Raw genomic sequence first — 21,996 nt, forward strand, 5'->3', positions numbered from 1 at the left:
ATACGAGAAGGTGCCTATATCAATATTGCTTCAGAAATATTCCTAGAATAAAAAAGCTCATCTTTAAAGATGAGCTGTACATTCCATAAAAATTACATTGTAACCATGTCCAGAAAATGATCAATCACAATGGAGGACATTCCTAATGCCGGCGCATTCTGTCCTAAGGAAGATGGCAATAATTCATAGCTATTGCCTAATTGGGAATAAACCCTTGACGATACTTCACTTCTCATTGAATTTAAAACCATAGGATGCGATTCAATTATGCTATTTCTTAAAATTACGGCCTGTGGGTTGAAAGTATTCAAAATATTGGTAAGGCCTATTCCTAAATAGAATCCAAAATTCTGTAATGCGTTTAAGGTTCCGATATCATTCAGATGGGCGAGGTCTATGATATCTTGATAGGACAGTTTTTTCTCTTTGGTCTGAAGAGATTTTAATAAAGCCTTCTCTGAAGCATACAATTCCCAGCAGCCTCGGTTTCCGCAACTGCATTTAGGACCATTAAAGTCTATTGTCATATGTCCCATTTCTCCAGAGAAGCCGCTTACTCCTCTATATAAATGATTGTTGATAATAACACCGATCCCTATCCCTGTGCTGATACTTACGTAAATAATGTTATCGTGATTTTTTGCAGCTCCAAATACTTTCTCTCCATATGCGCCAGCGTTTGCCTCATTTTCAATAAAAACAGGCACATTGTACTTCTCTTGTATCGAAGATTTTAAGTCAATATCTCTCCAGTTGGAGTTCGGAGTGAAAACAATTTTTTGATCTTTATCAATGAGTCCAGGCACGCAAATACCTATACCAATAAGCCCGTACGGAGATTGGGGCATATGCGTAATAAAGTGATGAATCATATCAATCAAAATGTCTTTCGTTATTTCTGGAGAATTGGATTCCAAATGGCGGTATTGATCAAGAACGATCGTTCCTTCAAGGTCTGTTAAAATGCCATTGATATAATCCACACCAACATCTATTCCAACGGAGTATCCTGCCTTTTTATTAAAAACAAGCATGACAGGTCTTCTTCCGCCACTTGATTGTCCTTGACCTATTTCAAATACCAGATTTTCTTTCATTAACGTGTTTACCTGTGATGAAACAGTTGATTTATTTAATCCAGTCATTTCAGATAATTTTGCTCTTGAAATAGGTGAATTTTTAAGAATTTCTTTTAATAATAACTTTTGATTTACTTTTTTGACAAAGGTTTGATCAGCGATATCCACTTCATCCACTCCATTTGTTTAATCTTTAAATTAAGTATGAACATAGTACATAGCGAATCTTCCCTTTATTATATCTAATGTGTTCATAAAAAACTAAAAAAATATTGAAAATACTGATGAGGTTATATAAGATGAAAATAAGTTAGTTTGTTTAAACAACAAACTAATAGGTAACTTACAATATGAAATAAAATGCATTTGTATTTGAATGATCATGTTTTGAATTTATTTTTAAGGGGGAAATCACATGGCTCAATCTCATTCCAGTTCAACCAACTATTTTGGAAGCGCAAACAAAGTGGTTTACGAAGGGAAAGATTCGACTAATCCTTTAGCATTTAAATATTATAATCCTCAAGAAGTAATCGGCGGAAAAACGATGAAAGAGCATTTGCGATTTTCTATTGCCTATTGGCATACATTTACTGCTGATGGTACAGACGTTTTTGGAGCAGCTACGATGCAAAGACCATGGGATCACTATAAAGGCATGGATCTAGCGAAGATGAGAGTAGAAGCAGCATTTGAGATGTTTGAAAAACTAGATGCACCATTCTTTGCTTTTCATGACCGGGATATTGCACCAGAAGGCAGTACGCTAAAAGAGACAAACCAAAATTTAGATATGATCGTGGGCATGATTAAAGATTACATGAGAAATAGCGGCGTTAAGCTATTATGGAATACCGCAAACATGTTTACGAATCCCCGTTTCGTCCATGGTGCCGCGACTTCTTGCAATGCAGATGTGTTTGCGTATGCTGCAGCACAAGTGAAAAAAGGGTTAGAAACAGCAAAAGAGCTTGGCGCTGAGAACTATGTATTTTGGGGCGGGCGTGAAGGATATGAAACATTGTTAAATACTGATTTAAAATTTGAGCTTGATAATTTGGCTAGATTTATGCATATGGCAGTGGATTATGCGAAGGAAATCGGGTACACAGGGCAGTTTTTGATTGAGCCAAAACCAAAAGAGCCGACCACCCATCAATACGATACAGATGCAGCAACAACCATTGCCTTTTTGAAGCAATATGGCTTAGACAATCATTTTAAATTAAATCTTGAAGCCAATCATGCCACATTAGCTGGGCATACATTCGAACATGAATTACGCATGGCAAGAGTACATGGTCTGCTTGGCTCTGTTGACGCAAACCAGGGTCATCCTCTTTTAGGCTGGGACACGGATGAATTTCCGACGGATTTATATTCTACGACATTAGCAATGTACGAAATCCTGCAAAATGGCGGCCTAGGAAGCGGCGGATTAAACTTTGACGCGAAGGTCAGAAGATCTTCTTTTGAGCCTGATGATCTAATATATGCCCATATTGCAGGGATGGATGCGTTTGCAAGAGGATTGAAAGTTGCCCACAAATTAATCGAAGATCGTGTGTTTGAAGATGTGATTCAACATCGTTACCGCAGCTTTACTGAAGGGATTGGTCTTGAAATTATAGAAGGAAGAGCTAATTTCCACACACTTGAGCAATATGCGCTAAATCATAAATCAATTAAAAACGAATCTGGAAGACAGGAGAAATTAAAAGCGATATTGAACCAATACATTTTAGAAGTATAACAGGATAAGCTCCAGATCCTGCTATCAATACCAAGTCACTGAATTACCCGTCATGATTCCTTTCCTATTGCTTGTTGTTATGACGGGTAACTTCTATAATTAGGATTTATTTAGAGTGAATGGTTTTTTAAAAGGGCAAGGAGTGAAAAAATGAAGTATGTCATTGGAATAGATATTGGAACGAGTGCTGTTAAAACCATTTTAGTTAATCAAAACGGCAAGGTTTGTGCAGAAACGTCCAAAAGGTACCCGCTCATCCAAGAGAGGGCGGGATATAGTGAGCAAAATCCTGAAGACTGGGTACAGCAAACAATTGAAGCATTGGCTGAATTGGTTTCTATATCCAATGTTCAAGCCAAGGATATTGACGGGATAAGCTATTCGGGACAAATGCATGGATTAGTACTGCTTGACCAAGATCGTCAGGTGTTACGTAATGCAATTCTTTGGAATGATACCAGAACAACGCCTCAATGTATAAGGATGACCGAGAAATTTGGCGATCATCTTCTTGACATCACAAAAAACCGTGTTTTAGAAGGGTTTACATTACCTAAAATGTTATGGGTAAAGGAACATGAACCTGAACTTTTTAAAAAAACTGCTGTGTTTTTGCTTCCGAAAGACTACGTGCGATTCCGTATGACCGGTGCCATTCACACCGAATACTCCGATGCAGCAGGAACTTTACTTTTACATATTACTCGCAAGGAGTGGAGCAATGATATTTGCAATCAAATTGGTATTTCTGCAGATATTTGTCCTCCGCTTGTTGAATCTCATGATTGTGTAGGGTCGCTGCTTCCGCACGTTGCCGCCAAGACCGGGCTATTAGAAAAAACAAAAGTGTACGCTGGGGGAGCAGATAATGCTTGCGGCGCTATTGGAGCAGGTATCCTTTCTTCCGGAAAAACATTATGCAGTATTGGGACGTCAGGAGTCATACTTTCCTACGAAGAAGAAAAAGAAAGAGACTTTAAAGGGAAAGTCCACTTTTTTAATCATGGAAAAAAGGATTCTTTTTATACGATGGGCGTCACGCTCGCTGCAGGATACAGCTTGGACTGGTTTAAAAGAACGTTTGCACCAAACGAATCGTTTGAGCAATTATTGCAGGGGGTGGAAGCTATTCCGATAGGAGCCAATGGACTGCTATACACTCCTTATTTGGTTGGTGAAAGAACGCCGCATGCTGATTCTTCTATTCGGGGAAGCTTGATCGGAATGGATGGAGCCCATAATAGAAAGCATTTTTTGAGGGCAATAATGGAAGGTATCACATTCTCTTTACATGAATCAATTGAGCTATTCCGCGAAGCGGGAAAATCAGTTCATACTGTTGTTTCTATTGGTGGGGGAGCTAAAAATGATACGTGGCTGCAAATGCAAGCTGATATTTTCAATACGAGGGTAATTAAGTTAGAAAATGAACAAGGGCCAGCTATGGGGGCTGCAATGCTGGCTGCCTTTGGAAGCGGTTGGTTTGAATCACTTGAAGAATGTGCAGAGCAGTTCATTCGTGAGGCTGCTGTATTTTATCCAAAGGCGCAAAATGTTCAAAAATATAAAACACTATTTGATTTATATAAGAACATTTACACTCACACAAAGGATCTCAATACAGCTTTGAAGAGCTTTCGAAAAAACTAATGATGTTATTGTCCGGAGATCAACCGAAAAACAATTAATGATCAATCATCATCAAAGGCCTTTGATGACATGGCTGCCTTCTTTTGAAAAGATGGTGAGAATAAGGTATCGCAACCTTTAAACAGTATTGGAGTGTCCAGCAGACAAAACGAACGAGCGGAACCGTATTCTGTCAGCGAACACTTCAAGAAGTGGGGAAGCTTAGGAGTGCCAATGGGTAAGATGTATGAAACCGCGCTAACGACGGTAGAGGGATCTCTTGATTTATGATGAAATAGGAAGGATGTTTACACACAAATAACCCCCTCACATTGACGTGAAGGGGTGTTTTTTATTGTTACTATACAGCGGAAATTTTACAGGCTAGTTGCATGATTTTAGCTTGATAAGCAGAATGGAACTAGACACGCCATCATCTCTTTCTCATTCTTTGGAAACTGCATTCTGCTAGGTTTGCTGCTTTTTTTAACAAACAGTGTTTTTCTATTTCACACAGCCATTAAATCCTCTGTTCGTCACATAACCGCTCTTACTCCAAATTGACAGTTTATCTGATTTTGCTTCTTGCTCATCTAGTCTGAATTGGTCTATGTATTTTGTGTTAGGCTCATATACATATGCTACTCTGGCCAATCCCTCTTTCAATAATGTCTCTTGAACAGATTTGCCGTCAACATAAACGTATGCTAACAGTCTTCCATACTTATCTCTGCGATCGCCTTTATCAAATTCCAGCTGTAGCTTACCGCTGTTGACCAATTCTTTATTTCGTTTCGACGCATCCTCACCGTATGGTTGAACACAAGAATTTGGTTTCTTCGTCTCAGGTGTATCAACGAGCAAGTAGCGCACTGTGTCTTCCTTTCCGTTGTAAATAACCTTAATCGTATCTCCATCTATTGCTCTATCTAATGTAACATCGACCAATTTCTTCTGATTTTTTGAATGAGGCGTGCCAGCCTTTTGTTCTGTCTGATTATATTTATTAGATTGAGTATCTTGAGAGACTTGCTCCGTCCCATTAGAATCTGAATGGTTTTTGGCTGCGTGATTTGATCCGCAAGCTGCCAAAGTAATACTTAAAACGATTGCGATCATACTGATCAAAATCTTCTTCATATTGATTCCCTCTTTATCATTTTCTCTTTTTGCGTTTAAACATCATCATTATAACGATATGGACATTTTTTGTGAATGGAAAACTTCAAGGGAACTTATAACACTCCAAATTGCCAATAGTTAACTTTACAACGAGATGATCAAAACATCACCATCACATAGCGGAAATAAATAATCCTGAAAATAATATTGACTGAAAATGCTTTTGGAATTATGATAATATGAGAAATGACAATAATGTAACAAAAACATTACTACAACATAACAACTGATAGCTTAGGTTTATTCTATTGGCTAAAAATGTAAACGGTTACAAATCCAGAGGCGAAAATCTAAGATAGAGATGACTTTAGTTTTGACTCAATATCCACACTGAAAGAGCTTATTAAGTATTCTTAATAAAGGCAGGGGAAATGGATATGAATGAACATCGAAATCGAAGGTTGAAATTAATAATGATTTCAGCAACTTTTGGAGGGCTTCTCTTTGGATATGACACCGGAGTTATAAATGGAGCTTTACCTTTTATGGCAAGGCCAGATCAGCTTGATTTAACACCGGTTACAGAAGGGCTTGTTACGAGTATTCTTTTATTAGGTGCCGCATTTGGAGCGTTGTTATGCGGAAGATTGGCTGATCGATATGGCCGACGTAAAATGATCCTTAATCTTTCCTTTTTATTTTTCCTGGCATCACTGGGAACAGCGTTAGCACCTAATGTTTTCATCATGGCGGCCTTTCGTTTTTTACTGGGGCTGGCTGTTGGAGGAGCCTCGGCGATGGTGCCGGCCTTTTTAGCAGAAATGGCACCGCATGAAAAGAGAGGGCGTATGGTAACCCAAAATGAACTAATGATTGTTGGCGGGCAATTTTTAGCATATGTTTTTAATGCGATCCTCGGTGTAACAATGGCAAATACGGGACATGTTTGGAGATACATGCTAGTCATTTGTGCTGTTCCGGCTATCATGTTATTTGCCAGTATGCTTAAGGTCCCAGAAAGCCCCCGATGGCTAATCACCAAAGGCAAAAACAGTGAGGCGCTGCGAGTTCTTAAACAAATTCGAGAAGATAAACGTGCAGAAGCTGAATGTAGAGAAATTCAAGAAGCGGTAGAAAAAGATACAGCACTAGAAAAGGCATCACTCAAGGACTTTTCTACACCATGGCTGCGCCGTCTTTTATGGATTGGAATCGGTGTTGCCATAGTGAATCAAATTACAGGTGTGAACTCGATTATGTATTATGGCACACAAATCCTTAAAGAATCTGGTTTTGGTACAAAAGCGGCTTTAATCGCTAATATTGGAAATGGGCTGATATCAGTTATTGCAGTTATATTTGGGATTTGGCTGGTCGGAAAAGTGAGACGGCGTCCAATATTATTGATTGGTTTGGCGGGGACGACTACAGCGCTCCTATTGATTGCGATTTTCTCAATTGTGCTTGATGGATCTATGGCACTTCCTTATGTAGTGCTTTCTTTGACCGTTTTATTTCTTGCCTTTATGCAAGGGTGTGTAGGACCTGTGACTTGGCTTGTCATAGCGGAAATATTCCCTCAAAGGTTAAGAGGGCTTGGTTCTGGGATAAGTGTTTTTTTCCTTTGGATATTAAACTTTGTGATCGGTTTTGCTTTCCCGATCTTGCTTAGCTCTGTAGGTTTGTCTTTTACATTCTTTATATTTGTGGCTTTAGGTGTATTGGCAATCGGTTTTGTGTACAAATTCATGCCGGAAACAAAAGGGCGTACACTTGAAGAATTAGAAGAGCATTTTCGTTCTCGACACGATCATAATACTCCTGAACAATCAGTTATTGAGTTATAAATATGTTGAAAATCTCTCTTCTTATAGGAGGGATTTTTTTAGTTTCAGAAAAAACAAAATCCCTCTGGTAGAGGGATTTTGATTCAGCATTTTAAGATGTTCTACACGTATAATACTGGAGTTGATACTTTAAAAATCTCGCCATCTCTTATATAAAAACGAGGGATGCGGCGGCTTAATGTAGACACGACTTCATAGTTAATCGTATTGAGCATTTCAGCCACTTCATCAACGGAAATCTCGGCTCCTTTTTGCTTACCGTAAATCACGACTTCTTCTCCTTGTTTACCTTCACCGTTTTCTCCTAAACTGACCATGATCATATCCATTGTTACTCTTCCCGCCACTGGCACTCGTTTTCCGCGATGAAGAACAAATCCGCGATTGGAAAGGGCACGAGAATAGCCGTCAGCATAGCCAATCGGGAGTGTAGCAATTACTTCATTAGGTTCTGCGATGTATGTAGCACCATAGCTAACGGTTCGGGGTTCTGTCCGCATGGTTTTCACATAAGCGATGCGTGCCTTTAAACTTAACGCAGGTTCAAGCTTAACGAGATTTAGTTGTTTAATATAGGCTGAAGGATATAAACCATATAAGCCGATACCTAAACGGATCATATCAGCGCTAAATTCCGGAAATGCGATAGCTGCAGCCGTGTTGCACATATGCACGGTGGGCAGCTCAATCCCCTGTTTTTTTAAAAAGCTGAGAAAACTGATGAATTTTTCATGCTGCAGCTTTGTGAGTGTGGTGTCCGGTTCATCAGCTGTCGAAAAATGTGTGAAAATCCCTGTCCATCTGAGGAATTTACTTGCCTTTAAGGCTTTCACTACTTCTAAAAGTTCTTCCTTTGTGCGTACACCTAATCGTCCCATGCCGGTATCCACGTTAATATGAATGGCCAGCCGGTTAGCACTCGCTTCTTTTTCCAATATCTCGTTTGCTTCTTTCATCCAATCAACCTGAAATGCTGATAATGTTATATTCCAAGCTGCTGACTTCTTTACACAACTAAGGGATGTAAAACCAAGCACAAGGATAGGTGCTGTAATCCCAGCTTTACGTAAAACGATTCCTTCCTCCACACTGGCAACAGCGAGCTCACTCGCCCCGTGTTCCAGTGCATGGCGTGCCACTTCTATAGACCCGTGGCCATAACCGTTCGCTTTTACAACAGCCATAATTTTGCTCTTATGTGGAATATGACGGCGGATCGCTCGCAAATTCTTTTTAACGGCATCAAGATTGACTTCGATCCAAACTTCTCGGCAAAGCTTTATCATCAACGCTTCCTTCCTTCTTATGGATTGTAAATACCACCTATTGCCGCAAGAATAAATGTTAATTGTTGGATGATTCGATCTTATTTTATTCAACTTTATTTGAAATCATTCAACAGCAAATCCATGTGATACGAGAAGGTGCCTATCAATGTTCGAATAATAGCAAGTACGGGATACATGAGGCTTGTAAGTGGGGTGTTAATGGATGCGGCGACCGAGGATTACAAAAATGATTATTTGTTTTGGGACATTTTTTTCTAAGGGTAGATGATAACGAGAAATCTAATCAGGAAATACTTACCGTTGTTATGAACATTGAAGAACCTTTTAAATGAGAAGGGCTGAGGAAATTCTGTAAAAGATAATCGGTTGAAAAGGCAGTCGATTCCTTGTTCCATAAACCTAACATCAGAGTATATAATTATACTCGTATTCACAAAAATCGTTTAAGTAAGGGGTATACATGAATAGGGGAGTTAGTTTTCAAATACCGAATGAATATGGAAATTTTCTATGGAGAATACTGCAGCCGGTAGAAATAGCTAATTATAGGTGGCAAACGAGTGGGGAATCTTATTTTGTTGTAGAAGGAGAGCTCGATGATGAGGAGCTTTTTCATGACTACGCAATTGTTGAGGGGGCAGTTTTTGAGCAACAATTAAAAACGAATCAGTACTATACCATTTTCGTTGAACTGAAAGCATTTCCATATGGAAAAATGGTTAATCAAGTCAATACATATGAAGAGTTTGCTGACAGTGATTGCGAACTTGTCCTTTTGATAGCAGATAATAGCTACGTTTCGATTTACTGTAAAAACAAAAATATCATTGAAAAACTTTACTTCAATGCTTTACAGAATGATTTTGAAGACGTTCAATTTATAACTGATGAAAATGACACAAGAACAAGCCTTACTGTATGATACTCAATAAAAATTAAAGGAGCTAGTACATGACAATGCAAATTAAAATCAAGTATCTAGATGAAACACAAACAAGAATCAGCAAAATTGAGCAGGGAGACTGGATTGATCTTCGGGCAGCTGAAGATGTAACAATCAAAAAAGATGAATTTAAGCTTGTCCCATTAGGTGTTGCAATGGAGCTGCCTGAAGGTTACGAAGCACATGTCGTCCCTCGTTCAAGTACATATAAGAACTTTGGCGTTATTCAAACAAATTCAATGGGTGTTATCGATGAGTCATATAAGGGAGACAACGATTTCTGGTTCTTTCCTGCTTATGCATTGCGTGATACTGAAATTAAGAAGGGTGATCGTATCTGCCAGTTTAGAATCATGAAGAAAATGCCGGCGGTTGAATTGGTTGAAGTCGAGCATTTGGGAAACGAGGATAGAGGAGGACTCGGTTCAACAGGTACGAAGTAAACAAAATAAATCCTTGGCTGTCTTCATGCTGTGTGATTGATCAATGGAGGTTTCAGCCAAGGTACATATAAATATTATGTATAAAATGAATATTTTAATACGAAGGATTTAATTAAAAACAAAGTTTAAAAAGGGAAGTTTTGAAAAAGTGAAATAGTAATAACTAAAGTCGATAAAGAACCTAAAGATGTCAAAGAAACAATTTTTCTGGTGCTTTGCTTTTTTGAAGGTTTACTTAGCTCGTGGATAACTGCCCCCCATAAAAGCATGGATGCTAAAATTATAATACTTATATACATAAAGATGCTCCTTTTATTATATTTACAGTTTTTACATTTTTATCGATTTTACCACATTTAGGATTGAGTTGTCGATGAAACAAGCATCTCTATAAAGAAATACTTTTATCTAAATTTTTATAAATAGGGGAAGGCAACTAAAAACTAGTAATGCCACTAATAATAAACCAAGTTAAATGGCTTGTGTTCATTAATAATTGAATTTACAGCAGCCTTGAGACAAGTTCAAAATATAAGATGAAATGAGACATAAGACTTCACAAAAAAATCTGAGTATCGTCGATAAATATCATAAAAAAGCCCCCGGTATGTCGCCGGGGAATTAATAGACGTTTAAGAGATTTAGTGATGTTTTTTATATGATTCGACAAAATCATAATAATGATCATCGTCATCATGATACTTTTTTTCGTAATGATAATCGTGATCATCGTAATACTTTTTATCATGGTCATCATACTTTTTGTCGTAATCATAATGTTTTTTATCATGATCATAATACTTGTCGCAATCATAATGCTTCTTATCATTGTCGTAATACTTTTTGTAATATGTTTTTTTCCAAGTGTAATACTCTTCTTTATATTTTTTATAATAACCCAATTAAATTCCTCCTTTATTTTATTCGAATTTAATTTATGAAGTTTAAATGATATGGTATGGTCAAATGAAATAAGAATAGTAAAAAGAGGCTGTTTAAAACACTTTCTGAAAAACAAAACGGATAGCTGTTTATTAAAACAAGAGCGAGAGAAAGCACTCAATCACTGTAAAATAATAGTAAAGTGTATAGAGAGGATTAATATACGTAAAAAGGGACTTTCTCATTGAAGAATATTTGAACGTTATGGTTAAGATTCAAGAGCTCTATGATGTGATTTTTTAATACTGCTTCTGAAGGATTTAAAGTTAGACGTCAACAAACAGCAAAACCGGTTAGAAACAGATCATATAAGGAATGAACAGCTGCCAAATATCATAAAAAAGTTGTTAATGATCAAATGAATGAAATTAGTGAGAATTTATTTTAAAGAAAGCCCAATTGCACATGGACGAATGACAATTGATATTGAGGTAAAATACAATGCATTAAATCAGAAAAAGCTATTGGAGGATTTAATGTGTTTAGACAATTTCCAATTTGGTATACACAAACACCTAACTATTTGAATTTTTATGTGCCGCAATATCAAACCATTTCTTATAATCCTCAACAATGTTATCAACGGTGTATGTACCAAACTGGCGGTAACTATGAGCTATGTGACAGACTATGTTATGGAGAAATACAGGTGTAAAAGAGGGGGGATTAACTCCTCTTTAAACACACAGTGATTGGAATAAGAATCTCATTTTATCTGCGAGTGCTTAGTATTTGCGATAATATTGCATTCGTAATAAATTATGCTTAGCAACTGAAAATGAAAGAAGGATATGAATAGTCATGACGCAATTCGATAAACAATACAATTCAATTATAAAGGATATCATCAATAATGGAATCTCAGACGAAGAGTTTGATGTAAGAACCAAGTGGGACTCAGATGGAACACCGGCACATACTCTAAGTGTAATGAGTAAGCAAATGAGATTCGACAACTCAGAGGTTCCGATTTTAACGACAAAAAAGGTTGCCTGGAAAACAGCCATTAAAGAGTTGCTCTGGATTTGGCAGCTGAAATCTAATGATGTTAATGATTTAAACAAGATGGGCGTACATATTTGGGATCAGTGGAAACAAGAAGACGGCACCATCGGACATGCATATGGATTCCAGCTGGGGAAGAAAAACAGAAATCTAAATGGAGAAAAAGTGGATCAGGTAGACTATCTTCTTCATCAATTGCAAAACAATCCGTCTTCACGCAGACACATTACAATGCTGTGGAATCCTGATGATTTAGACGCAATGGCCTTAACGCCATGTGTATATGAAACTCAATGGTATGTGAAGCAAGGTAAGCTCCACCTCGAGGTAAGAGCACGGAGCAATGATATGGCGTTGGGGAATCCATTCAATGTATTCCAGTACAATGTGTTGCAGCGCATGATTGCTCAAGTGACTGGTTATGAGCTTGGTGAATATATCTTTAACATTGGGGATTGCCATGTGTACACACGTCATATAGACAATTTGAAAATTCAAATGGAAAGAGAACAGTTTGAAGCACCTGAACTATGGATCAATCCTGAAGTGAAAGATTTTTATAACTTTACCATTGATGATTTCAAGTTAATCAACTATAAACATGGGGACAAGCTTTTATTTGAGGTAGCGGTTTAATGCTGCCTTTTTATTGTGCAGTGAATAGATAGCAGGTATCCTAATTTCATTAAGCAATCTGGAAGATGAATAAAAATTGAAGGACAAACACGTATAATACATAAAAAAGATTAACTCTACAGTTAATCTTTTTTATTCAGAAGAAAATATCCTAACTTTGAAACTAAATACAAAGTAAAAGCAATCATTACAGTTCTAGATATTACAATTCCATGAATAGCTAGATCATATCCAGCAGGTACCAACGCATTTGTATTACACATAAAATATATAGATATTAGAAGTGCTACAATAACTAAAATAATTCCAAAAAGACTTGTTTTTTCATATTTCATACCAATTTCCACCCTTATTAAAGTTAGGTTTAAACAAAAGAGCTGAAGAAACGAACTATGACCAGTATTCTCCAATGAAAACCGCCAGACAATGCTGGCGGCTTTTTGCTGCTTCGTTTATTTATGAACAGAGATCGTAACGTTATTTCCTGCAACAGAAACCTTTGCGAAATCCTGTGTATCTACCACAGGAGTGACGGCTTTATTGTCGATTGTGATGTTGTTAAAAGATGTCGAAAAGGTTGTTTTGATCGCATCACGCTGGCTTCCATACGAAACAGCCGCGGTAGCAAGGGTTTTCCATTTTGAAATCGTGCCGATGTTGGTTCCTTGAATTTCTGTGATAATCCGTCCGGTGTAGCCGTCATTGTTCGTTCCCCAAAGGGTCATGCGCGTATTGCCGCTTAAATTTTTATAGATTGTCATTTGGACTGTGCTTCCAGGGCGGAAGCCTTTATTGTATGTGAATTTGTCTTTTCCTTCGATGTACGTTTCTTCATTTTTGGACCCAACCTTCATGAGGGGCTTCCAGACGTTGTATTGTTTGCTGTACTGAAGCCCGATATCGGCTTCAGTTCCGCTTGTTGCCCTAAATCCTGAATAAATATAAGGAGTAGAGACCGTATCATATTTTACAGTGTCAGGAAGCGTGATTTTAGCTGTAAAAATGGCGCCCGTACTGTTCAGGTAGACACGGCCGCCGATTCCGTTAGGCAGCTCGGATGCTGCTTTTGCGACTTGAGCGTCTGCCGCGGGTAAACCTGGTATACCTGATGAAAGGGTTCCGAAAAGAACTGCTGTTCCTACTGCACCTGCAATCAATACTTTTTTCACCAAAATTCCCCCTTTTGATAGTGGTTTCGCCATTTATTATACCTTATTTTGGAACTGGATTTACGTATATAAATCGACAAAATATTTCATTTTGAATGATGTAAGGTCGAAACGCTTCGCCAATCTGAAAGCTATATACCTTTATCAGAGGAAAGAATGAGATCACATTCGTTTTAACCGATTTGAAATTTTCCTCAAAATAAAAGTACAAATGCTTAAAGAAACGATTATTAAAAGAATGCCCGCTATCGTTTCCCAGCCTGTAAAAAAGAGGTGACGTTTCATCAATGTCTGTCCTTGTAAAATGATAAAAGCACAGATACCGACTAAGAAAAGAAAACAAATACTTAGGATTGCTAACGCTTTACGTGAGTATGTTTTCATTTCATCTTTAAAATACAGCAATACGAAAATAAAGCAGATAACATTGGCTATTGTTCTAATCACCTCAAAGCTTTTCATGACAACTGATATAAATAGACAAAGTAAAATGAGATAAAATACGATGTTTCTATACAAAAAACCTCTCCTTTTATGTAGGATCCTCAAAGAGTTTATAAAAGTTTCTTTGTAACTGCAATAAATTGAATGCGCTCACTTATGAACTAACTAAACTATGTACTAAATATTCACTATTCTTTTTCAGATTCAGTCACCAAGGTTTTCATAGAAAGGGAAGCTTCAGAAATATACATATAGTGCACAAACAAAAAAGACCCGGCAATAGCCGGGGGAAAGTAAAAACGAGGAGATGTGAATGGCGTTTAGTAGTGTTTTTTATGCTTTTTATACTCTACAACATAATCATAGTCTTTTTTATCGTGATCATAATATTTTTTATCATAGTCATCATATTTTTTGTCGTAATCACAGTCATAATCTTTTTTATCATGATGGTCATAATATTTTTTATCATATTCGTAATACTTCTTATAATACGTTTTTTTGACCGTATAATACTCTTCTTTGTATTTTTTGTAATAACCCATATATACTCCTCCTTTATTTTTACTACGCTTTATTATACGGCGAGTAGATTTTGCGGCTTGGACAGTTAAAATCATAGAATGAAAAAAGGGCTGTCCAAATGATAAAAAAAAGTCAGATGACACAGAAACAAATCAAAATAAAGAGCCGATTTTTCATCGGCCCAAACGATTTATCCTACATTTGTTTATCTTCTTTGTTTTCTGAGTCATTTTTTCTGATATCCTGAGTCAGTCCGCTTGTTGCTTGTTTAAATTCTGATAAGGCTTTTCCTGCTGCACGGCCAAGCGCCGGCAGTTTATCAGGCCCAAATACTAAAAAACCCACAAACAAAATAACGAGTATTTTTGTGAAGCTTAATTCCATATCCTTTTCCCCCTGATTGAAGTACAACCTTTTAAACAAATTATAAGAGATAGCAGTACAAATGGGAATGCATTTATTTTGAACATTTTAAAACCAGCACAAAGACGGATTCATAAAACGGCTGCTGCTGAATATAATGTCCAATGCCACCTGCCTAAGAAGCAGGGAGGCAGGCTGGATCAATTATGTAGCTCTGCCGGAAATGATACAAACGTATCTGAGGCTATCATTGAAATAGAGGAGTGGTGTAGCTGATGAGATTCACTAAGGTAGTTGGATTTTTGTCTGTTATGGGGTTGGCTGCGGTTTTTCCATTAACGGCACAAGCAGAAAAAGCCGGAACTGCGGGGGCTGGAGAGTGGGATAAGTTGGGGAATTACACATATACTTACTCAAGTCCGACGGTATACTCGACCGGAGGAGATTTTAGAGTGTGCCTTTCAGGAAGCACTCCTTTTTCTGTTTCACTGCACTTATATGAGGATGATCCCGGTGACAATCCTGATGATTATGTAGGGGCAAACTATTTTTCACCCGGAGAATGCCACACATTTGGCAGTATTGGAAAATTTGTAGATGGAAGCAATAACAAGGCCGAGTTCTTTGTTACCGATTACTCTGGTAAATCTAAAACTGTTACGTTTTATGATTGATGGACTCAAATTGTGAAGTATAACCCTTGGGAAAGAACAAAAAAGAGAGATACCTCTCTCTTTTTTATTCTTCGACAGCCTTACGAAGCCGTTCATTTACAATGCCAGTCCAGCCGCCATCCATCTTACCGCGAACGACGGAGCTTTTCTCGTTTGCTTTGCCGATCACTTCATTCGGCTCTTTCCAGCCGCTGTGAATAAGGGTAAACCCTGTCTTTTCCCCCAAGTCTTCTAATTGAAAGGTAACGACCCATCCTTCTGTATCCCATTCAAAAGAAAGTTCAGTTGGAGCTTGAACAGCCAAAACTTTACAAGGGGACGGCCCAAACGGCGATTGTAAGTGAAATTCTTGTCCTTCTTTGAGCTGAAAGTCATTGGGCATAAACCACTTGGCAATGCCTTCTGAAGTAGAGACTGTCTCCCAGACTTTCTGAATGGGAGCCTTCAGGGTAATGCTTTTTGTAATATCCGGTAATGCATTTTCGTTGTTTTGAGCCATTTCGTTTACCTCTTGACATATGATGTTTTTTTCAATTCAATCATATAATAACTAATAAGATCATGTCCATAGCGTGCATTAATTATGCTAGAGCTGCTGTTGAACAGCGTGTCAGTCGCCAGTCTGATCTGTGAATGGGAGAATTCTGCATGCACGAAAAAGAGAGAGATGTGTATATTGTCATTTCGTTCATTCTTGTTTGCTCAGCCGCAACTGCTATGTTTGAACCGGAATTCCTGTTCAGGCAATTTATTTTGCGATTTTTGTTTTAATAGTAAATGTGCCATTTTCTAAAACAGGAGGTTTTTTATGCTTGGAAAAATCAAAGCAGCCATTGATAACAGTCCAGGGAAGCCGGCCAGAATTATAGTTAGTAAAAAAGTGTTTCAGCAATTAGAGGAAGAAATGCGCTTTGTTTACGTTTCCAAACCGAAAACGATAATGGGGATTCCTGTGGAAGTTTCAGATCAGGCAGAAAGCTTCAAGCTGGAATTGTAGTTTATCCCAGACTGCTAAAAGGCTCATTTTGTGTTTAATTATGCAAAATGGTCAGGTTGATTTCTTTAAAAGCATGATGAAATGTTCATCATGCTTTTTTTATTGAGAAAAAAGACGAACATAAAAAATAGGTATACGGGAAAAATAATCCTATTAGAGAGAGGGGAACTGACAGATGGATAACATGATATCAACACTTACTGACTGGAATGTGTGGTTTCAAGCGTTAGTAGTATTTCTCGTTCCATATGCAATCTATAAAGTGTTTACTTGGATTCATGTATAAGAAGGTGCAATGATGAGGTGGCGGAGCAATCAGTACAAAACACAGAAGCAGCATAAATCAGATCATTCAACAGCTGAAAAGGATCAGGATGTGTTAACCGGTAACATCGGATACGATTTAGAACATGTAAAAAGAAAAATAGGACATAACGGGGACGTTCACTTCCGTGAGCTTGAAATCACTCATTTACATGTGAAAGCGGCATTGATCTTTGTTGAAGGACTGTCTGATCAGGATTTGATTAATAAAGGATTATCAGTGTTATTCATGAATCAACCTAATCAGGTAAACGATGAAATTTCTCAATCCGGCAAAGGTATTTTAACTTCGAAACAGATAAAAAATCAAATCGTATCAATCGGTGATGTCATAGAATCAGAGAAAATCAGTGATATCGTGTTGAATGTTTTCATGGGTTCGACAGCGCTTCTCATCGATGGAATACCGCAGGCCTTTCTTCTGGGAACTGTAAAAAAACAAAATCGAAGTATCGAGGAGCCGCTTTCAGAAGCGCTTGTCAGAGGGCCGCGCACAGGCTTTACAGAAGAGTTGAGTACGAATACAGCTCTTTTGAGACAGCAAGGAAAAAATGATCAATTAACATTGCAGAGATTTGAAGTAGGAACACGATTAAAAAAGGATTTAATTATCGCTTATATGAATGACATTGCAGATCCAAAAGTAGTCGAGGAAGTAAGAAAAAGAGTGAGAGGGATTGAGATCGATCATTTGCCGGAGTCAGGCTACGTTGAACAGTTAATTGAGGATAATTATTTGAGCCCGTTCCCGCAAGTACAGAGTACAGAACGTCCTGATCGCGTCATAAGCGGATTAATGGAAGGAAGAGTAGCTATTCTGCTTGACGGCACTCCGTTTGCTTTGATTGTTCCAGTCACTTTCAGCATGATGCTTCAATCGCCTGAAGATTATTATGAACGGTGGTTCCCGAGCTCGCTCATCAGATTGCTGAGGTTCATCGCAGCAATGATAACGTTATTTGCACCCGCTTTATATATATCATTTATTTCTTTTCATCCTGGGTTAATTCCGACCAAGCTGGCGATTTCAATTTCCGGGACGCGCCAGGGTGTTCCGTTCCCATCCCTCATTGAAGCCTTATTTATGGAAGTCGCGATCGAAATTTTAAGAGAAGCGGGGCTTCGTCTGCCAAAACCGATTGGACCCGCAATTGGCATAGTTGGCGGATTAATCATCGGGGAAGCAGCTGTGCAGGCGGGGATTGTCAGTCCAATCATGGTCATTGTTGTTGCGCTCACAGCAATTTCTTCATTTGCCATCCCGCATTATAGCACAGGTATAGCACTTCGGATGCTTCGGTTTGGCGCGATGTTTTGTGCGGCGGTGTTTGGATTGTTTGGAGTCATTATGTATTATCTGCTGCTAAGCAGCCATGTCGTAAAGCTAAAGAGCTTTGGTGTGCCATACGCAAGTCCGGCAGTGCCCTATCACTTAAAAGATTGGAAAGACTTTGTTATCAGAATGCCTCTTTTAGTCATGAAGCGCCGGCCTAAAATGATGAATACAGATAATACAAAACGGGTGAAGTGATGAACTCGACAGGATGGTGATAAAGTCTCATGTTCAGCCCAACCAGTAAAATCACAACCGCTCAGGCAACGATTATCATCATTAATTATATGCTTGCTGCCGGAGTTCTTACGCTCCCTCGGACAGTAACAGAACAAACACAATCTCCTGATGGATGGATTTCAGTTTTATTAGGCGGGTTCCTAGCGGTAATAGCCGGGATGATTATAGTTAAATTAAGCCAGCAGTATCCTAAGGAGACCTTTTATGAATACTCCCGACATATTGTAGGAAAATGGCTCGGGCATCTGATCAGTATTGTTTTTATTACTTATTTTCTGGCACTCGGTGCATTTGAAGTCAGAGTCATGTCCGAAATCGTGGATTTTTTTCTCCTCGAAGGGACACCGTCTTGGGCCATCATTATGACAGTTCTTTGGATTGGGCTTTATTCAATTACACAAGGCCTAGATCCGATTGCACGGCTTTTTGAAATGATTTTTCCGATTACGGTCATCATCTTTTTAACGATAGCCCTCATGAGTTTAGGCATATTTGAAATCAACAATTTGCGCCCTGTATTAGGAGATGGAATCATGCCGGTTCTCAGAGGAGTAAAGACAACGAACCTTTCATTTACATGTTCAGAAATTATGCTCATTTTAGTAGCATTTATGAAAAAGCCGAAAAATGCGGTGAAAGCGGTTGTGATCGGGACAGGCGTTGTGACCAGTTTTTATATGATTACGATGATTATGGTCATCGGTGCACTATCAGTTGAGGGAGTTGTGACGAGAACATGGCCGGGGCTTGACCTGATGAGAAGTTTTGAAATACCTGGTTTAATATTTGAACGGTTTGAATCATTTCTGCTTGTGATTTGGATTATGCAGCTTTTTGCCACGTTTATTATCACTTTTTATGCAGCTTCCCTGGGAGTCTCACAAGTTTTTAAAAAGAAACCCCTTTCATGTATGTTTGGGCTGCTTCCTGTTATATATATCCTCTCTTGCATGCCGAAAAATGAAAATGACGTCTTTATATTGGGCGATACGGTCAGTCATATCGCTTTGTATATATTTGGCGCTTTGCCGATTTTGCTGTTAGTCATTTCGAAATGGAGGAAAAGAGGTGAAAAGTAAACTAAAACGTCAATTGCCTGCTATGGTCATAGTATGTCTGCTGATGATTTGCGTAACAGGATGCTGGAGCAGTCGGGAAATAGAAGATCTGGGTCTCACATTCGCTATCGCAATTGATAAAGGAAAAGAAACGAACACTGAAAAAGAGTTAAAAGAAGAGGGCGGGAGCTATCCGAAAAAAGACAACATTACGCTGACCTATCAATTTGTTAATGAAAAAGCGGCAGGCGCGGGCACAAGCGGGGGAGGCGGTAGCGGACAAGGAGCGCAAAAAGCGTACATTAATATAAGTGAAACAGGGGATTCATTACAGCAGATCGGAAGTGAGGTTGCATTAAGACGGGACCGAGAAGTGTTTAGCCCGCATTTAAAAGTTGTTGTCATGAGTGAAGATGTGCTGCACACATTTCCTATCGACGAAATGCTGGATCAATTTTTTCGTGATAATGAAATCAGGCTGAGCTGTCTTGTTTTATCTGCTAAAGGGGAAGCAAGAGACGCTCTCCAGCTGAAAGAGAACGGAGAAATTCCGGCATTTCGGCTGATTGGATTAGGTGAAAATGAACATAAAGTTTCCAGAATTCTTCCCCCTATGACACTCGCGAAACTAATTGGAAAACTGCATTCTGGCAGCAGCTTTTTACTGCAAAATGTGGTTGCGGCGAATGGAGCGGTCAAGTATTCCGGAGCAGCTGTAATCAACGGAAAATCGAAAAAAATGATCGGCACCTTAAATGAATATGAAACTGAGGGGATTACATGGATTAGAGGAGAAGGGAAAGGCGGAGTTGTCAAAAGTCATGATAAAAAGAGCCAACAGACGTTAGCGTACGATATCAATAAAATCAAAAGCAGAATTCAGCCAATCGTAAAAGGGAAAGATATTTCATTCCATGTCGATATTGAATCAGAAGGCGATTTGGTTGAAAACTGGAACACAAAAGAGGCGTTGGACACCCAGTTTATAGATCGTCTCGAAACGACTATTGAAAACGAGGTAAAGAAAATAGTTGGTCAGGTATTAAAAAAAATTCAGCATGATTATAAAGCAGATGTTGCGGGTTTTGATGAATCTTTTAGACTTACATATCCTCACTTATGGAAAAGGGTGAAAAATAACTGGGATGACACCTTCAGTAAAGCCGACATCACATACAGTGTGAACGTCACAATTACTCATTTCGGCACGGTTAAAACTCAGTAATGAATCCCAAGGAAGAGAAGGAAACCTCTCTTCTCTTTTTTATGCATTTATTAGGATAAAGATACTTTTTTTGGAGAGATATACACTTTTCAAATCGACCAATATGCTAATATAGGAATTGCTTGAAATAGAAGGGAGAAGGGGCTGTGAGGCAGAAACCGATTTATGTAGAAATCGAAATGAAATCTGATCTGGATACACTCTGGGAATATACACAAAACCCATCACTGCATAAGGAATGGGATCTCCGGTTTTCAAATATTACGTATTTGAATAGTCAGCCATGCGAAAAACAGAAGTTTCTTTACGAAACAAGGGTAGGCTTTGGATTAAAGGTGTCAGGTACAGGAGAAACCGTCGGTGTTTTCAACAAATGTTCATCTGAAAGGTCTTCTTCACTGGCTTTTGGCTCTAATCATCCGTTATCTCTGATTCGGCATGGAAGCGGCTACTGGAAGTATATACAGAGAGAAAATGGTAAAATGACGTTTTTAACACAGTACCAATACAAAACAACCTACGGACTGCTGGGAAGATGGATCGATCGTTTATTATTTCGGCCGCTGCTTGGCTGGGCGACTGCCTGGAGCTTTGATGCATTAAGGCTTTGGGTAGAGCAAAATAAACATCCGAAGCGCTTCATTCGATCTGCTATCATCTATGTGTTCATGTGTCTGTTTTTCAGCCTGTTTTGGTTCTATCAAGGCTTTGCAGGTGTTAAGACAAGCATATTGACAGGAACAGCGGAGATAGGCTTAGCTATTTTGTGGCTGCTTCCTTTAAAAAGAAAATGGATCATTCATGGTGTCCAGGCTTGTATTTTTGCTGGGTTTGCTTGTCTAGGTTCCGAAATATTCATGTGGGTTCTGTTGAGTGTGTTTTCTGCTGCAAGCGGCGCTCTTAGCCTGCAGCTCCCCAGTGCCAGGCGCACAAAACGAAAGAGAAAGAAGTGACAT

General features: G+C 38.5%; 24 protein-coding genes and 2 pseudogenes. 16 read left to right on the forward strand and 10 right to left on the reverse strand.

The window, feature by feature from the left end; translation table 11 throughout:
- Positions 1–92: 92 nt before the first annotated feature.
- Positions 93–1,247: a xylose repressor gene (locus tag MKX38_RS09330; protein WP_089172556.1), complete on the reverse strand. Its 1,155-nt coding sequence runs from the start codon at positions 1,245–1,247 to the stop codon at positions 93–95.
- Between the two features lie 247 nt (positions 1,248–1,494).
- Here MKX38_RS09330 and xylA point away from each other — a divergent pair, with 247 nt between their 5' ends.
- The 3 genes and pseudogenes from xylA to MKX38_RS09345 all read left to right on the forward strand — a co-directional run.
- A complete protein-coding gene (xylA, locus tag MKX38_RS09335) occupies positions 1,495–2,832 on the forward strand; it encodes a xylose isomerase (protein ID WP_185184374.1) in 1,338 nt (445 codons plus the stop codon).
- 150 nt (positions 2,833–2,982) lie between these two features.
- The gene (gene xylB / locus MKX38_RS09340) at positions 2,983–4,482 is read left to right on the forward strand and encodes a xylulokinase (RefSeq protein ID WP_339189260.1); all 1,500 of its coding nucleotides are present in this window, start codon (positions 2,983–2,985) and stop codon (positions 4,480–4,482) included.
- A gap of 104 nt (positions 4,483–4,586) precedes the next feature.
- Positions 4,587–4,752, forward strand: a pseudogene (locus MKX38_RS09345) (glycoside hydrolase family 11 protein); the annotation flags it as partial.
- Between the two features lie 213 nt (positions 4,753–4,965).
- Here MKX38_RS09345 and yncB read toward each other — a convergent pair.
- Complete coding sequence (yncB, locus tag MKX38_RS09350) at positions 4,966–5,601, reverse strand: endonuclease YncB (protein ID WP_015252020.1); 636 nt, start codon at positions 5,599–5,601, stop codon at positions 4,966–4,968.
- Between the two features lie 413 nt (positions 5,602–6,014).
- Here yncB and MKX38_RS09355 point away from each other — a divergent pair, with 413 nt between their 5' ends.
- Positions 6,015–7,430, forward strand: coding sequence for a sugar porter family MFS transporter (locus MKX38_RS09355; protein ID WP_339189262.1), 1,416 nt, complete (start codon positions 6,015–6,017; stop codon positions 7,428–7,430).
- 101 nt (positions 7,431–7,531) lie between these two features.
- On the opposite strand, the gene alr is transcribed toward MKX38_RS09355, so the two are convergent.
- On the reverse strand, positions 7,532–8,716 hold the full coding sequence (gene alr, locus MKX38_RS09360) for an alanine racemase (protein ID WP_015713988.1): 1,185 nt from the start codon (positions 8,714–8,716) through the stop codon (positions 7,532–7,534).
- A gap of 463 nt (positions 8,717–9,179) precedes the next feature.
- Between alr and MKX38_RS09365 the strand changes: the two genes are divergently transcribed.
- The gene (locus MKX38_RS09365) at positions 9,180–9,641 is read left to right on the forward strand and encodes a DUF2691 family protein (RefSeq protein ID WP_029317844.1); all 462 of its coding nucleotides are present in this window, start codon (positions 9,180–9,182) and stop codon (positions 9,639–9,641) included.
- A 29-nt stretch (positions 9,642–9,670) separates the two neighbouring features.
- Entirely contained in the window at positions 9,671–10,105 is a 435-nt protein-coding gene (gene dutA, locus MKX38_RS09370) for a dUTP diphosphatase DutA (protein WP_003245820.1), read from the forward strand.
- A gap of 641 nt (positions 10,106–10,746) precedes the next feature.
- On the opposite strand, the gene cotU is transcribed toward dutA, so the two are convergent.
- Positions 10,747–11,007 (reverse strand): spore coat protein CotU, encoded by a 261-nt coding sequence (gene cotU, locus MKX38_RS09375; protein ID WP_174223660.1) that lies wholly within the window; start codon positions 11,005–11,007, stop codon positions 10,747–10,749.
- Positions 11,008–11,409: 402 nt separating this feature from the next.
- Here cotU and MKX38_RS09380 point away from each other — a divergent pair, with 402 nt between their 5' ends.
- Together MKX38_RS09380 and MKX38_RS09385 are read left to right on the forward strand one after the other, a co-directional pair.
- Entirely contained in the window at positions 11,410–11,574 is a 165-nt protein-coding gene (locus tag MKX38_RS09380) for a hypothetical protein (RefSeq protein ID WP_326227758.1), read from the forward strand.
- 274 nt (positions 11,575–11,848) lie between these two features.
- Positions 11,849–12,688: a thymidylate synthase gene (locus tag MKX38_RS09385; RefSeq protein ID WP_339189268.1), complete on the forward strand. Its 840-nt coding sequence runs from the start codon at positions 11,849–11,851 to the stop codon at positions 12,686–12,688.
- A gap of 122 nt (positions 12,689–12,810) precedes the next feature.
- On the opposite strand, the gene MKX38_RS09390 is transcribed toward MKX38_RS09385, so the two are convergent.
- The 5 genes from MKX38_RS09390 to tatAC form a co-directional block, all read right to left on the reverse strand.
- Complete coding sequence (locus MKX38_RS09390; RefSeq protein ID WP_327842773.1) at positions 12,811–13,098, reverse strand: hypothetical protein; 288 nt, start codon at positions 13,096–13,098, stop codon at positions 12,811–12,813.
- 42 nt (positions 13,099–13,140) lie between these two features.
- Positions 13,141–13,860, reverse strand: a complete 720-nt coding sequence (locus MKX38_RS09395) for a YrpD family protein (RefSeq protein WP_339189273.1) — start codon at positions 13,858–13,860, stop codon at positions 13,141–13,143.
- 159 nt (positions 13,861–14,019) lie between these two features.
- Complete coding sequence (locus tag MKX38_RS09400; protein WP_017697367.1) at positions 14,020–14,376, reverse strand: YoqO family protein; 357 nt, start codon at positions 14,374–14,376, stop codon at positions 14,020–14,022.
- Between the two features lie 245 nt (positions 14,377–14,621).
- The gene (locus tag MKX38_RS09405) at positions 14,622–14,846 is read right to left on the reverse strand and encodes a hypothetical protein (RefSeq protein ID WP_014476919.1); all 225 of its coding nucleotides are present in this window, start codon (positions 14,844–14,846) and stop codon (positions 14,622–14,624) included.
- A 175-nt stretch (positions 14,847–15,021) separates the two neighbouring features.
- Positions 15,022–15,210 carry a twin-arginine translocase TatAC gene (gene tatAC / locus MKX38_RS09410; RefSeq protein WP_003231634.1) on the reverse strand — a complete coding sequence of 63 codons (189 nt, stop codon included), beginning with the start codon at positions 15,208–15,210 and terminating at the stop codon, positions 15,022–15,024.
- Between the two features lie 78 nt (positions 15,211–15,288).
- Here tatAC and MKX38_RS09415 point away from each other — a divergent pair.
- A pseudogene (locus MKX38_RS09415) lies at positions 15,289–15,448 on the forward strand (hypothetical protein).
- Between the two features lie 16 nt (positions 15,449–15,464).
- Entirely contained in the window at positions 15,465–15,863 is a 399-nt protein-coding gene (locus MKX38_RS09420; protein WP_327842776.1) for a hypothetical protein, read from the forward strand.
- A gap of 64 nt (positions 15,864–15,927) precedes the next feature.
- On the opposite strand, the gene MKX38_RS09425 is transcribed toward MKX38_RS09420, so the two are convergent.
- Positions 15,928–16,362: an SRPBCC domain-containing protein gene (locus MKX38_RS09425; RefSeq protein WP_327842777.1), complete on the reverse strand. Its 435-nt coding sequence runs from the start codon at positions 16,360–16,362 to the stop codon at positions 15,928–15,930.
- Positions 16,363–16,511: 149 nt separating this feature from the next.
- Between MKX38_RS09425 and MKX38_RS09430 the strand changes: the two genes are divergently transcribed.
- From MKX38_RS09430 to MKX38_RS09455, 6 genes are all read left to right on the forward strand, one after another.
- Complete coding sequence (locus MKX38_RS09430; RefSeq protein WP_327842778.1) at positions 16,512–16,634, forward strand: hypothetical protein; 123 nt, start codon at positions 16,512–16,514, stop codon at positions 16,632–16,634.
- Between the two features lie 37 nt (positions 16,635–16,671).
- Positions 16,672–16,860, forward strand: coding sequence for a hypothetical protein (locus MKX38_RS09435; protein WP_327842779.1), 189 nt, complete (start codon positions 16,672–16,674; stop codon positions 16,858–16,860).
- Positions 16,861–17,155: 295 nt separating this feature from the next.
- Positions 17,156–18,715: a spore germination protein gene (locus MKX38_RS09440; RefSeq protein WP_327842780.1), complete on the forward strand. Its 1,560-nt coding sequence runs from the start codon at positions 17,156–17,158 to the stop codon at positions 18,713–18,715.
- A gap of 29 nt (positions 18,716–18,744) precedes the next feature.
- Positions 18,745–19,836 (forward strand): spore germination protein, encoded by a 1,092-nt coding sequence (locus MKX38_RS09445; RefSeq protein WP_327842781.1) that lies wholly within the window; start codon positions 18,745–18,747, stop codon positions 19,834–19,836.
- A complete protein-coding gene (locus tag MKX38_RS09450; protein WP_003245832.1) occupies positions 19,826–21,040 on the forward strand; it encodes a Ger(x)C family spore germination protein in 1,215 nt (404 codons plus the stop codon). Before MKX38_RS09445 ends, MKX38_RS09450 begins: the two co-directional genes overlap by 11 nt.
- Before the next feature lie 146 nt (positions 21,041–21,186).
- Positions 21,187–21,993: a hypothetical protein gene (locus MKX38_RS09455; protein WP_339189279.1), complete on the forward strand. Its 807-nt coding sequence runs from the start codon at positions 21,187–21,189 to the stop codon at positions 21,991–21,993.
- Positions 21,994–21,996 lie beyond the last annotated feature (3 nt).

It is taken from the genome of Bacillus sp. FSL M8-0025 (assembly GCF_037975475.1).
GTDB classification, from domain to species: domain Bacteria; phylum Bacillota; class Bacilli; order Bacillales; family Bacillaceae; genus Bacillus; species Bacillus subtilis.

Excerpts from the sequence above, each read along its gene's own strand:
- MKX38_RS09365 (WP_029317844.1), top strand. The coding sequence starts at position 9,180 with ATGAATAGGGGAGTTAGTTTTCAAATACCGAATGAATATGGAAATTTT.
- tatAC (WP_003231634.1), bottom strand. The coding sequence starts at position 15,210 with ATGGAATTAAGCTTCACAAAAATACTCGTTATTTTGTTTGTGGGTTTT.
- MKX38_RS09445 (WP_327842781.1), top strand. The coding sequence starts at position 18,745 with ATGTTCAGCCCAACCAGTAAAATCACAACCGCTCAGGCAACGATTATC.
- xylB (WP_339189260.1), top strand. The coding sequence starts at position 2,983 with ATGAAGTATGTCATTGGAATAGATATTGGAACGAGTGCTGTTAAAACC.
- MKX38_RS09385 (WP_339189268.1), top strand. The coding sequence starts at position 11,849 with ATGACGCAATTCGATAAACAATACAATTCAATTATAAAGGATATCATC.
- dutA (WP_003245820.1), top strand. The coding sequence starts at position 9,671 with ATGACAATGCAAATTAAAATCAAGTATCTAGATGAAACACAAACAAGA.
- xylA (WP_185184374.1), top strand. The coding sequence starts at position 1,495 with ATGGCTCAATCTCATTCCAGTTCAACCAACTATTTTGGAAGCGCAAAC.
- MKX38_RS09380 (WP_326227758.1), top strand. The coding sequence starts at position 11,410 with ATGAAATTAGTGAGAATTTATTTTAAAGAAAGCCCAATTGCACATGGA.
- yncB (WP_015252020.1), bottom strand. The coding sequence starts at position 5,601 with ATGAAGAAGATTTTGATCAGTATGATCGCAATCGTTTTAAGTATTACT.
- MKX38_RS09420 (WP_327842776.1), top strand. The coding sequence starts at position 15,465 with ATGAGATTCACTAAGGTAGTTGGATTTTTGTCTGTTATGGGGTTGGCT.
- MKX38_RS09355 (WP_339189262.1), top strand. The coding sequence starts at position 6,015 with ATGGATATGAATGAACATCGAAATCGAAGGTTGAAATTAATAATGATT.
- MKX38_RS09435 (WP_327842779.1), top strand. The coding sequence starts at position 16,672 with ATGCTTGGAAAAATCAAAGCAGCCATTGATAACAGTCCAGGGAAGCCG.
- MKX38_RS09405 (WP_014476919.1), bottom strand. The coding sequence starts at position 14,846 with ATGGGTTATTACAAAAAATACAAAGAAGAGTATTATACGGTCAAAAAA.
- alr (WP_015713988.1), bottom strand. The coding sequence starts at position 8,716 with ATGATAAAGCTTTGCCGAGAAGTTTGGATCGAAGTCAATCTTGATGCC.
- MKX38_RS09430 (WP_327842778.1), top strand. The coding sequence starts at position 16,512 with ATGCACGAAAAAGAGAGAGATGTGTATATTGTCATTTCGTTCATTCTT.
- MKX38_RS09425 (WP_327842777.1), bottom strand. The coding sequence starts at position 16,362 with ATGGCTCAAAACAACGAAAATGCATTACCGGATATTACAAAAAGCATT.
- MKX38_RS09440 (WP_327842780.1), top strand. The coding sequence starts at position 17,156 with ATGATGAGGTGGCGGAGCAATCAGTACAAAACACAGAAGCAGCATAAA.